Here is a 12,832-nt window from a genome sequence, read left to right on the forward strand (position 1 = left end):
TTATAAAATACTACCTTTTTTTGTCAATATGTTTTTGGAATATACTTTTAGTTTAAATAAAATATATTTAAATATATTGAATAAGCGGCAGTTCATGAGATAAAAATTGTAAATGGCTAATGTCATATCCGTAACTTCCAGCATATTTGAACACTACCCAGTCACCAGTTTGTATGCTTTCAATATCATAGGGGAGACCAAATACATCATTCGGTGTACATAGTTTTCCAGCTAATACGACCGTATCATTAGTGATGGACTTTATTCTGTTAGATGTTGAATGCGAATGAATGATTTCAAACGGTTGATGATGTTGCCACGCTTTTGGAAATCTAAAATGGTTTGTGCCACCGTTTAATAAGACGAATGTTTGATCATGCATAGATTTAATATCGTAAACATGAGCGGCATAATAACCTATAGGATCTGTAATAAAACGACCAAGTTCAAATGTTAAACGGGGTAAGTGATGGATACGTGTTGCAAAATAATCAAAATCAAAATATTTTTGCTCATCATAGTCGATACCTATACCACCACCTACATTAATCGCATATTCTTCCGGTAAATGTGATTGATATTGATGCGTAAATTCAAGTGCACTTTCAATGAATGTGACGTGAGCATCTTCATCTAAATTATTGCTCATTGCATGAAAGTGGAAACCTGTTAAAGTGATTTTTTCTGTGTCGTGACAGATTTGAATGGCTTCATCTAAATCGTGTAATGGAATCATGAACTGTTGTTCGAAACATGTTTCAAACTGTGGTAACAGAAAATGCTTCAATTGCCATTCATGAATAAACAGTAATGCATAGTTTTCAAATTTAATGCCATGTTCTTTACAATATGTATTAATTTTCTTTTTAAAAGTCTCTAATGCAGGTGATTGATAGATATTGATTTCATCTATAAAATCTTTATTGCACAATAGAGGAATGACATTCACCGTTTGTCTAAATTCTGGTGAAAACTTAATAACATCATCAATAGAGAATCCTAATTTTGTCTTAGTCATTGGGTGAAAAGGATGTCCCTCAGTAACACTTTGTTCAAAAAAGACATCTGATATATTTTCTTGTTCAACAAACTCAAAAATATTTTGATAACGGTGACCATATTGTTGATGATCACGTTCGAATTGAATATAACTCAAAGTGAGGTTACGAATAGAATCTTGAATTTCGTGTACTAAGCTTTCATCATCATAAATGACATCTTGATCAATATCTTCAAAACTTGATAATTGACCAATACGTCGCGTGATTTCGCGGTATGCTTTCTGATATAAAGTTGTTATGTCTTCTTCTGAAAAATTTTGAAAATATTGACGTATTTCTTGTATCTGTTCGTTACATACGATTTCCAAAAAGATCAACTTCCTTTTCAAATAATTTATATAGTGAGAATCATTCTCAATTATAGGGGGTTTGCAAGGTTTGTCAATGATAGAAAATAATAATAAATAATTATGATAAATTATATAAAACTATTATTTTAATACTTTAGTTAGTCTAAAAAGGTTGGATTTTAATATTGTAGAAAATATTGGATCTAGCTTCGGATCTGCATTGATCGCAACAGTTGTCGCAACAATATCTATCCACGGATTTCTAGTCCCAGCAATTGTATTTATATTATTACTTATATGTTGGGCAATGATTCCTCCTAAAAGTATGAAAGTATAAAAAGACCCCTAAGAGATGTTTCATATGAAACATCTCTTAGGGGTTATCTTATTATTTATCAGTTTTACGCTTTCTGAAGAACAATAAACTTCCTAACATTGCGAATAATGTTGCAGTTGTCGCTTCATTTGTATTTGTTGAATTGTCTTTATAATCTATTTCAGAATTCTATATCAATATCCTATTCCAACGCGTGATTGAATAAATACGTCGGACGATATTTGATCGTAAACGAAGTCTGCTGTGTCTGGGACAGATATTTTCACGGCATTCTCTGGTAAGTAGTCTCGTTCGACTCTGTATTGTCCGATTCTTTCGCCATCTGGTAAATAGGTTGGGCATATGATTGTCCAATCTAGCTCTGAATCTTTAAGCATTGTATAAACTTTATGATGTTCTTCTGCTGCACGTGTTGTGCGTCTTTTAGATTCGTTAGATTGATAGCGTAGTAAATTCTTGTCAGTTCGACTTTGTAATATGCCAGCAGTACCTATTGTGATGATACGTTTAATGCCTTGTTGTGACATTGTTTCAATAATTAATGGCATAGCTTCTGATAATGTAGTGGAGCCGTCTGTACTTAATGCACTTACAATAATGTCGTTACATTCAGCTGCTTTTTGAATATCATTTGGATTTAATACATTTCCTTCGATTAGTCTCACAGATTGATGGTCGACGCATAATTTATTTTTATCGCGAACGAGTACGGTTACGTCATGACCGTCCGATAGTGCGTGTGTTAATACTTCTTGTCCAACTCTGCCTGTAGCACCTAAAATTAATATTTTCATTTGTATTACTCCTTTTATAAAAGTTCTTATTTTAATGATAGACAAATTCGGGTATATATACTAGACATCAAACTTTTGAAAAGGTGATTCTGTATGAAATTAAGTAAAATATTGAAATACGCTGGTATCATTTCAACACCGTTAGTTGGTGGTAGACTAATCGGAAAATATGCTGTTCAAAACGCACCAAAGGACTATTCTAAAAATAAAAAACCACCATTCTCACCACCTGGGTATATATTCCCAATTGTATGGCCTATACTATATTTAAGCATGGGTATCGCACATTCTATTATAACGAAAGAGCGTGCTACTAAATCAACACAGACTACTTATTATAGTCAGTTGGGCTTAAATTATTTATGGTCAATTCTTTATTTTAAATATAAATTAAGAGGTACAGCACTTATTGAAAGTTATGTTTTATTGAGTGCAGTCATTTTAACAACTGTTCAATTTTATAAAGTGAATAAGTCAGCAGGGTGGTTATTAATCCCTTATGTTTGTTGGTCTGCCTATGCCTCATATTTAACAACAGGTAATTGGACACTTAATAAAGATAACCCGAGATATACTGAGAAGTAGAGAATTTGCTTAGTTAATAAAAAGCATTTTTGTATATATTTTAAGCGGGATAGCTCAATTGAGTTTCCGCTTAAAATATATCAATATACATATTAAAACAGTTTGCATACTATATAGAAAAAGGTGACAACATGAAAAGTAAAATACTAATCACTTTATCTGTTTTATTAAGTTTCACTTTTTTAAACAATGAAGTACAAGCTTAAAATATACAAAAAGGTATCACCGTAGACATCGCAAGAAAATCATATTCCTTAGAAACTTTAAAAACCATCGTTAAATATATACATGATCACAATGGTCAATACCTTCAATTACATTTTTCAGATGATGAAAATTACGCAATTGAATCAGAATATTTTGATCGTAAAAGTTTTTCTAATCCATGTTATTTAACAAAAACAGAAGTGAAATCACTTATTGAGTATAGTAATGATTTAAATGTAATGGTCATTCCAGATATGGATTTTCCCTCTCATTCCAAAGCTTTTTTATCTTTGATTAAACAAAATGATAAATCATTATATCAAGAAATAATCAGTGATTATAGTGATAACACTTTAGATTTTTTCTCAAATCGTAAAGCAGTAGATGTTACAAATAGACAAATTGATGAAATAACAGAGTTGTTTAAACAACCTCAATTTGCAGAACAACAACGAATTGTACTCGGTGGGGATGAAGTAGCAGGTGGAGGTGCGCATCAAAATAGCTTTATAGAATATATGAATCAAATAGGTGACTATGCATTTCAACAAGGATATGAGCCACAGATGTGGAATGATATGGTCACGCATGAAGGGGTGAAGTCTTTAAATAACCATTATTCAATATTATATTGGAAGCAAAATGAAGACAATAAATCTAATTTAACTGTAGAAGATTTTGATAAATATTATTTTGATGTATATAACTATAATTATTATTCGTTATATTTCTTGCCTTCAAAACAGTTTAGCCAGGACGATATTAATGAACAGGCTGAATATATAGGTTGGGCATATGCATATAACAAATTTTATTATAATAAGAATCCTTATAATGAAGTGAATAGTCAAAATGTTAAAGGATCTGCATTATCATTTTGGGGTGAACATGCAACTGATATGACACAAGAAGAATTAATCAATCAAGAGGTGCCTTTGATTAAAGCATATTTTAATCTTAAAAAGTAAAAATCATAACGATTGCTATGGGAGTTTGAGCAGTCGTTATGACGGTATATAACGAATTATTCTGAGGATTGGGATTCCAACTTTTCTAGAATGTCTTTAATAATCTCCTTCTCATCTGATAAATTAAAATCTTCAGATGAGATTTTTTGGCTAATAGATTGTGAAACATACAACAAATCATCACTGATATCTTCATAATAGCCTTTCCCGTTGTTCATAACCATGGTTCTACCTCTTTCTCTAGTATAGCTATATATGTAATACCCAAAAAAAGCAAATTTATAACAAAAAAAGTAATTAAAATATTGGATAAACAAAATGATAATTATTATGTTATTTTTTTACAACAATTTATACGAAAAAAGAATAGGTTTAGTAAACCGTTGAAGTATATCTATAAATTGTTTTACGGAAATTTTTATAAATGATATCTCCATATAAAAAACACGCCATATATTGATTTGCACTAACCCCAGGATGTGGGAGTAAAATAAAAACACTTTCATTGAATTCATATTAAAATGAATTTATACGGAGGTGTTTTTTCTATGAAAAGAGTGGCATATTCAGTTGAAACAAAATATAAAGTAGTAGAAATGAAACTCAAAGGATTTAGCACAAGAGAAATAATGGATACTTTAAATATTAAAAATGAATCTCAAGTTAATAAGTGGTGGAAATGGTATAGAGATGGTGAAACACATAGGTTTAATCAACAAGTGGGTAAACAATATTCCTATGGAAAAGGTATAGAAGAGTTAAGTACTGTTGAATCGCTCAAATTTCAATTAAAGCGCAAAGAAGTAGAAAATGAAATTTTAAAAAAGTACAAGGAATTGGAAAGGAAGTGGTCCCAGAAGTAGTTGTTGAATTAGTAAATGAATTAAAATCTAAATATACAGTAAAACTCATTTTAGAAACTTTAGATATTCCAAAATCAAATTATTACAGATGGAAAAACAAAGATTTCAGTATATCTGAGGATGAACGTGAAATTATAGAATTATGTAAGAAACATCGTTTTACATATGGCTATAGAAAAATAACTGCCTTATTAAATAGAAAAAATAATAAACCAATTAATCACAAAAAAGTACAAAGGATTATGCAAAAACATAATTTAAATTGTAAAGTACGAATGAAGAAATCGAAAAGACCAGGGAATGCATATTATAAGACACATAATCTATTAAATAGAAACTTCAAAGCAGAGAAACCTTTAGAAGTACTTTTAACAGATATCACTTATTTACCCTTCGGGAATACAATGTTGTATCTTTCATCTATCATGGATGCTTACAATGGTGAAATTGTGGCATATAAAATCGGTAATAAACAAAATCAAGAATTAGTAAATGAGACATTAAAACAACTTCAATTGGAACCAGGTACTATATTACATAGTGATCAAGGAAGTGTGTATATTTCTTATGAATACTATGCCCTATGTACAGAAAAAGGCATTACCAGAAGCATGTCCCGTAAGGGAACGCCAGCTGATAATGCCCCAATAGAATGTTTTCATGCCTCTATAAAGTGTGAAACATTCTACTTAAACAGTGAGCTTAGAAGCTCTAATACCATTGTAATAGATATTGTCGAAAATTACATTGAAAACTATAATAAAGTTAGAATTCAACAAAAACTAGGCTACTTATCCCCTATAGAATATAGGGGATTAGCAGCCTAGAAAATAGTGTTTTTATTGAGCTCCCTTAGTAAGGGTGCAGTGCCTAGTCGAGGTAACTTGCTTTTGTCTGAATTATGTTGTTTTGTATGATGATTTCTTAAATTGATATACGATGAAGCCGATGATAAATCCGACAACGGCTGGTAATACCCAACCCATTCCAATCGTGAAGAATGGTAAGAATTTTTCGCCAAAAGTGATAACTGCATGTGCAAAACCTGTATTTGCGATGAATTCAGGACTTGCTTTAATACCATCAACAAATGAAGCGATCATTGTAAAATATGTCGTAAATTGATAAATGATTTTTGAATGATTAAAGAATGAACTGAATAACGTTAGCAAAATAATTGTAATCGCTAAAGGATATAAAAACATTAATACTGGTGTAGAGTATTCAATAATTTTTGTTAAACCAACATTAGCAAAAATACATGAAATAATACTTACAACTGTTGCAAACATTAAATAGTTTTGCTTTGGAAATAGTTCTGTGAATGTTTCTGAAAAGGCTGTGATTAGGCCAATAGCAGTTTTTAAGCAAGCTACGATAATGATGAGTGATAGTAATATGATGCCGTAATCACCTAAATAATATCGTGCGATTTGAGCTAAAGCTATGCCACCATTTTCACTCGCTTTAAAATGACCTAAACTCATCGTACCCATAAATGCTAATAAACTATAAATAATACCCATTAAAATAATACTAATCGTACCAGATTTGAATGTTTCTTTCGCAATATGATTTGGGTTTGTAATACCTAACTTTTTAATAGTTGATACGATAATAATACCGAATGCAAGTGCAGCTAAAGCATCTAGCGTATTATAACCATCAATGAAACCTTTTAATAACGCGCTGTTTTCATAATCAGGACTAATATTAGCATTTGATACTTGTCCAATTGGATTAATAAACGCTAATAAAATCAATAAGCCTAAAAGGACTAAAAATACAGGATTTAAAAATTTACCGATATATTCTAGAATTTTTGAAGGTTTTTTTGAGAAAAACCAAGCAACTAAGAAGAATAAAATACTAAATATCGATAAATATAATGTGACAGATGAATCTGAAATAAACGGTGTAAATGCAATTTCAAACGATGTCGTTGCAAGCCTAGGTAAAGCATAAAAGGGACCAATTACAAGATAAAGTAAAATCGTGAATATATAAGCATATTTGCGATTTACACGTGTCGTTACTTCAAAAATACCATTCGTCTTAGAAATACCAATTGCGATAATTCCTAAGAATGGTAAACCAATCGCAGTAATTAAGAAACCAATATTGGCCGTTAAAACATTCGATCCTGCCAATTGACCTAAATGAATAGGGAAGATTAAATTTCCCGCTCCAAAAAACAAGCCAAAAAGTAATGATCCGATATATATATTTTCTTTAAAAGTAAGTTTATTTTTCATGATGATAAATTTCTCCTATTTTTTTAATCAACTTCACTATCTTAATGTGTTTTGTAAGAAGATGTCAAATTGATATTGAGGATATACAAAGAAAGAGCCTAGAACAAGGATGAATACTGTTCTAGGCTCTTTTATGTTTACTTTTGTGGCGCTAACGATCAAGAAACGAAATCAAGATCGTTAGAAATTCTAACGTCCAAGAAAGCGAAACAAGATCGTTAGCGCACCGAATCGCATATCTAAGCTCACCAAATTTCTAGTTATTTCTCATCTCATAAAGTAATCCTTGTGCTGCTTCTAGGTTTGGTTTATCCATATTTTTAAGTGCTTCTGTTATTAGTTGGATTTCATTACCTTTTGCACCGATTTTAATTGCTAATGATTTATAGTGTAGGTTCATATGACCATGTTGTATACCTTCTGATACGAGTGCACGACATGCTGAAAAGTTCTGTGCAAGTCCGACTGATGCTACAATATGCGCTAATTCTTGTGCTGTTTTAACGCCTAGTAAGTCTAATGTAACTTTAGATATTGGTAAGAGGTCTATGCTTCCGCCAATAATGCCAAGTGTTAATGGTAATTCTATTGTACCTACTAAAAATTCGTTATTTCTATCATATTTCCAAGTTGTTAAACTTCTATATTGTCCGTCTTTACTTGCATAAGCATGCGCACCTGCTTCAACGCTTCTCGTATCATTACCTGAAGCTAATACAACAGAGCTAATACCATTCATAACACCTTTATTATGAGTCACTGCTCTGTATGGGTCGATGTGCGCTAATACAGATGCTCTCTCCATACGGTGTGCGACTTCTGCACCGCTTACTTCACCTTTTTCTAAGTCTGAAACGGCAATTTTACCTTCGATGCGAATCACAGATGTTGTTGAATAGTTTGAAAGGATACTCATTAATACGTTTGTATCACTTAATTGAGTTTCTAAATAGTGTGCAATACCTTCAAGAATAGTATTGATAATATTAGCACCCATTGCATCACGTGTATCGATATGAACTTTTAAAGAAAGCATGCCTTCTTCAGGGAATTCATCCGTTTCGATTTTGCGGTAACCGCCACCTCTTTTAAGGATAGAAGGGTAGACTTGATCGGCTACTTGGTGTATATCTGATTCTAAATTTAGTATATCCTTAGATAGTTGAGCAGTATCTGTAACATTATCAAATACGATTTGACCTAATTTAATATTGTCATTTTGAACAACTTTAAGACCACCAGATTTGTTGAAAAGTTTAGAACCGAAACTTGCTGCTGCGACTACTGAAGGCTCTTCGACCATCATAGGTACAGCGTATGCTTTATCTTCTACTATAATTTCAGGTAAGACACCTACTGGTAGCGTACCTTGACCAATGACATTTTCGATTAAATTCTCTAAAAGTTCTTTATCTATTTCTGAATTGTTAAGTAATATTTGCTCAGATTCTTCTTTAATCCAACCATGATCTTTTAATTGTTTGATTTTCTCAGGTCGTGATAAGTGTCTGAAATCTTTCGTTAAAGGTTTCATTAAAGTCCTACTCCTTTTTCTATCATTAATGCTATACCTAAGCCACCACCGATACATGCAGTTGCAATACCCGTTTGCTTATCTTCTTGTTTTAAGGCATGTGCAAGTGTTGTAACTAATCTTGAGCCAGTTGAGCCTAGTGGGTGACCTAAAGCAATCGCGCCACCATAAATGTTAAATTTCTCATCTGGAATGTTAAGGTTCTTTTTAACAGGAATGCTTTGTGCTGAGAATGCTTCTGTCATCTCAACTAAATCGATATCTTGAATTGTTTTTCCAGTCTTGTTTAATAGTGACTCTACAGCATAGAATGGTGCATAACCCATATATAATGGATCACAGCCGATTTCAGCGTGTTGTCCGACAGTTGCTAAGATTGTGTAGCCATGTTCTTTCGCGTATGATTCACTCATTAAAATTAAAGCAGAACCACCGTCGCTTAAAGCTGAAGCGTTACCCGCAGTAACTGTACCGTCTTCTTTGAAAATTGTCTTTAATGTTGCTAAGTCTTCCATATTGCTTTCAGGTCTAATTAATTCATCAGAAGTCATAGTTTCACCATTTAGATCTTCTAGAGGTACTATCTCTTCGTTAAATTTACCTGCTTTTGTTGCTTTGTCAGATTTCAAATGAGAGTTCATAGCAAATTCATCTTGTTGTGTACGAGTAACTTCGTATTTAGTTGCTATTTCTTCAGCAGTTAAGCCCATAGCTATTTGATGAAACACATCAGTTAAGCCATCATGCATAAAGCTTTTTACTGGTGAATCACCTTTTTTAAGAATAAGGTCTGGTGTATTCGTCATACTTTCAACGCCGCCTACAGCAACAACATTTGCTTCTCCAAGTTGGATCAGTTGTTTACCTAAAATAATAGATTTAAGTCCTGATCCACAAACTTCATTCACAGTCATACCAGGTGTTGAATAAGGTAAACCAGCGTTAACTGCTATTTGACGTGCTGGGTTTTGACCAGTTCCTGCTTGAATGACATTCCCGAAAATAACGTTTTCTATATGATTAGGATCTAGTTGAATTTTGTTAATTGCAGATTTTAATGCAGCAGTCCCTAATTCTACTGCAGAGTAGTTACTCAACTTTCCTCTGAATTTTCCTACAGGTGTTCTTTGAGCACTAACTATTACAACTTTGTTCATGTTTATGTTCTCCTTAAAAAATTTATTTATTAATAATTGTCATTAAATATGTTATTTTGATATGATTTAACTATAAAATAACATATTGAGAGGAAATTATTATGGCAATAGGTATTGATAAATTAGATTTTTACATCCCAAATTTCTATGTTAGCATGGATGATTTGGCAAAAGCTCGTGAAGTAGACCCAAATAAATTCAAGATTGGTATTGGCCAAACAAAAATGGCTGTTAATCCTGTGAGCCAAGATATTATATCAATGGGTATTAATGCAGCTCAAGATATTTTATCTGAGCAAGACAAAAAAGATATCGATATGGTAATCGTAGCTACTGAATCGGGAATTGATCACTCAAAAGCAGCATCTGTTGAAATACACAATCAATTAAATATTCAACCTTTCGCGCGTTGTATAGAAATGAAAGAAGCATGTTACTCTGCTACTGCAGCAATACAACTTGCAAAAGATTTCTTATCCAACAATCCTGGTAAAAAAGTACTTGTAATCGCATCAGATATTGCACGTTACGGATTAAATTCAGGTGGCGAACCTACACAAGGTGCAGGAGCAGTTGCGTTATTATTAAGTCATAATCCTAGAATTTTAGAATTAAATGACGATAGCGTAGCATATACGAATAATGTATACGATTTTTGGAGACCAACTTCTGAAAAATATCCTGTCGTAGATGGCGCTTTATCTAAAGACGCATATATCGAATCATTTAATACAGTTTGGAATGAATACTCTAAACGTACTGGATATACTGTAAACGACTTTGAATCATTCTGTTTCCACGTACCATTTACTAAAATGGGGGAAAAGGCTTTCAAGACTATTTTAAAGGAAAACGTAGAAGATTCAATCAAAAATAGATTAATGGATGCTTACCAAGAATCAGTATTATGGAATAGAGATGTTGGTAACATTTATACAGGATCATTATACTTAAGTTTAATTTCGTTATTACAGAACCACACATTCCAACCAGAAGAGAAAGTATGTCTATTTAGTTATGGTTCAGGAGCAGTAGGAGAAATCTTTAGTGGTTCAATCGTTGAAGGATATGACAAAGCATTAGATAAAGAGAAACACTTAAATATGCTAGAATCTAGAGAGCAATTATCAGTCGAAGAATACGAAACATTCTTTAACAGATTTGATAATCAAGAATTTGATTTCGAACGTGAATTGACACAAGATCCATATTCAAAAGTATACTTATACAGTATAGAAGACCATATCAGAACATATAAGATAGAGAAATAAACTAGTGGCCGATTGTGCTTGATGAGCTTGGGACATAAATCCTAACTCGAAATAAATAAGCATATCACTAAACTGATTTTTTAAAGTTTACAGTGATATGCTTATTTTTTTATCTTACGATTTTGTACGTGCATGCTTGCCTAGGGGTATGGCTCGAGCCATTTGTCTCTCGCACATACTATTCCCTCAGGCGTCAGCACTTACAAAATCGGTTGTAATTTTCATTTTTATACGCATTCTTACTGAGATTATACTAATAAGAGGAATAGTAAAAGCAATTCTAAGTAAAATTGCAGATAAGAGGTATGTTAAAAGCAGTTCTAGGCAAAATTGCAGATAAGAGGTACGTTAAAAGCAGTTCTAAGTAAAATTGCAGATAAGAGGTTTGTTAAAAGCAGTTCTAAGTAAAATTGCAGATAAGAGGTTTGTTAAAAGCAGTTCTCAGTAAAATTGCAGATAAGAGGTAAGTTAAAAGCAATTCTCAGTAAAATTGCAGATAAGGGGTACAGAAAAACTAGACTTGATTACAAAATGGAGCTTGGGACATAAATGATTTTTTAAAAATGAGATGAGACGTAGATTAACTCTATAATCAATACGAATCTATCGACTTCTTTATTTATGATATTCATCTCTTTTTAATGGAAATAAAAGTGCGATTAATGTGATAATACAGTTACGTTAATTAAAAAAATAAAAATGCAAGGAGAGGTAATATGCTAACTGTATATGGACATAGAGGATTACCTAGTAAAGCTCCGGAAAATACAATTGCATCATTTAAAGCTGCTTCAGAAGTAGAAGGTATAAACTGGTTGGAGTTAGATGTTGCAATTACAAAAGATGAACAACTGATTATCATTCATGATGATTATTTAGAACGGACTACAAATATGTCCGGGGAAATAACTGAATTGAATTATGATGAAATTAAAGATGCTTCTGCAGGATCTTGGTTTGGTGAAAAATTCAAAGATGAACATTTGCCAACTTTCGATGATGTAGTAAAAATAGCAAATGAATATAATATGAATTTAAATGTAGAATTAAAAGGTATTACTGGACCGAATGGACTAGCACTTTCTAAAAGTATGGTTAAGCAAGTGGAAGAACAATTAACAAACTTAAATCAGAATCAAGAAGTGCTCATTTCAAGCTTTAATGTTGTGCTTGTTAAACTTGCAGAAGAAATCATGCCACAATATAACAGAGCAGTTATATTCCATACAACTTCGTTTCGTGAAGACTGGAGAACACTTTTAGATTACTGTAATGCTAAAATAGTAAACACTGAAGATGCCAAACTTACTAAAGCAAAAGTAAAAATGGTAAAAGAAGCGGGTTATGAATTGAACGTATGGACTGTAAACAAACCAGCACGTGCAAACCAACTTGCTAATTGGGGAGTTGATGGTATCTTTACAGACAATGCAGATAAAATGGTGCATTTGTCTCAATAGAAAGTTAGAGGTGAGTCTTACGTTTCAGTGACGGTAGACTTACCTTTAAC

The 12,832-nt window shown here is 32.3% G+C and carries 12 protein-coding genes; 6 read left to right on the plus strand and 6 right to left on the minus strand.

Features of this window, described 5'->3' with window-relative positions; genetic code table 11:
• Positions 1–67: 67 nt before the first annotated feature.
• Complete coding sequence (locus LQ668_RS06495; RefSeq protein ID WP_239775942.1) at positions 68–1,369, minus strand: IucA/IucC family protein; 1,302 nt, start codon at positions 1,367–1,369, stop codon at positions 68–70.
• Between the two features lie 154 nt (positions 1,370–1,523).
• On the opposite strand from LQ668_RS06495, the gene LQ668_RS06500 reads away from it, so the two are divergent.
• Entirely contained in the window at positions 1,524–1,688 is a 165-nt protein-coding gene (locus LQ668_RS06500) for a hypothetical protein (RefSeq protein WP_158006029.1), read from the plus strand.
• A 173-nt stretch (positions 1,689–1,861) separates the two neighbouring features.
• On the opposite strand, the gene LQ668_RS06505 is transcribed toward LQ668_RS06500, so the two are convergent.
• On the minus strand, positions 1,862–2,482 hold the full coding sequence (locus LQ668_RS06505) for an NAD(P)-dependent oxidoreductase (RefSeq protein ID WP_103362164.1): 621 nt from the start codon (positions 2,480–2,482) through the stop codon (positions 1,862–1,864).
• A 93-nt stretch (positions 2,483–2,575) separates the two neighbouring features.
• Between LQ668_RS06505 and LQ668_RS06510 the strand changes: the two genes are divergently transcribed.
• Positions 2,576–3,067, plus strand: coding sequence for a TspO/MBR family protein (locus LQ668_RS06510; RefSeq protein ID WP_239775943.1), 492 nt, complete (start codon positions 2,576–2,578; stop codon positions 3,065–3,067).
• Between the two features lie 221 nt (positions 3,068–3,288).
• On the plus strand, positions 3,289–4,242 hold the full coding sequence (locus LQ668_RS06515; RefSeq protein WP_275066855.1) for a family 20 glycosylhydrolase: 954 nt from the start codon (positions 3,289–3,291) through the stop codon (positions 4,240–4,242).
• Positions 4,243–4,298: 56 nt separating this feature from the next.
• Here LQ668_RS06515 and LQ668_RS06520 read toward each other — a convergent pair whose 3' ends face one another.
• A complete protein-coding gene (locus tag LQ668_RS06520; RefSeq protein WP_158011165.1) occupies positions 4,299–4,466 on the minus strand; it encodes a hypothetical protein in 168 nt (55 codons plus the stop codon).
• A 324-nt stretch (positions 4,467–4,790) separates the two neighbouring features.
• On the opposite strand from LQ668_RS06520, the gene LQ668_RS06525 reads away from it, so the two are divergent.
• A protein-coding gene (locus LQ668_RS06525) for an IS3 family transposase (protein WP_239775944.1) occupies positions 4,791–5,932 on the plus strand; the annotation gives its coding sequence in 2 pieces (ribosomal slippage) (positions 4,791–5,061 and positions 5,061–5,932; 1,143 coding nt in all).
• Between the two features lie 72 nt (positions 5,933–6,004).
• Here the strand turns inward: LQ668_RS06525 and brnQ are convergent.
• From brnQ to LQ668_RS06540, 3 genes are all read right to left on the minus strand, one after another.
• Positions 6,005–7,363 carry a branched-chain amino acid transport system II carrier protein gene (gene brnQ, locus LQ668_RS06530; protein WP_025907512.1) on the minus strand — a complete coding sequence of 453 codons (1,359 nt, stop codon included), beginning with the start codon at positions 7,361–7,363 and terminating at the stop codon, positions 6,005–6,007.
• A gap of 253 nt (positions 7,364–7,616) precedes the next feature.
• Positions 7,617–8,894, minus strand: a complete 1,278-nt coding sequence (locus tag LQ668_RS06535) for a hydroxymethylglutaryl-CoA reductase, degradative (RefSeq protein ID WP_107634085.1) — start codon at positions 8,892–8,894, stop codon at positions 7,617–7,619.
• On the minus strand, positions 8,894–10,051 hold the full coding sequence (locus LQ668_RS06540; RefSeq protein WP_239775945.1) for a thiolase family protein: 1,158 nt from the start codon (positions 10,049–10,051) through the stop codon (positions 8,894–8,896). The genes LQ668_RS06535 and LQ668_RS06540 overlap by 1 nt, the downstream gene beginning before the upstream one ends.
• Positions 10,052–10,152: 101 nt before the next feature.
• On the opposite strand from LQ668_RS06540, the gene LQ668_RS06545 reads away from it, so the two are divergent.
• Both LQ668_RS06545 and LQ668_RS06550 read left to right on the plus strand, forming a co-directional pair.
• Complete coding sequence (locus LQ668_RS06545; protein ID WP_119634346.1) at positions 10,153–11,322, plus strand: hydroxymethylglutaryl-CoA synthase; 1,170 nt, start codon at positions 10,153–10,155, stop codon at positions 11,320–11,322.
• Positions 11,323–12,038: 716 nt separating this feature from the next.
• Entirely contained in the window at positions 12,039–12,782 is a 744-nt protein-coding gene (locus LQ668_RS06550; RefSeq protein ID WP_000958858.1) for a glycerophosphoryl diester phosphodiesterase, read from the plus strand.
• Positions 12,783–12,832: the final 50 nt, after the last annotated feature.

It is taken from the genome of Mammaliicoccus sp. K-M42, from assembly GCF_022386375.1.
Lineage (GTDB): Bacteria > Bacillota > Bacilli > Staphylococcales > Staphylococcaceae > Mammaliicoccus > Mammaliicoccus fleurettii.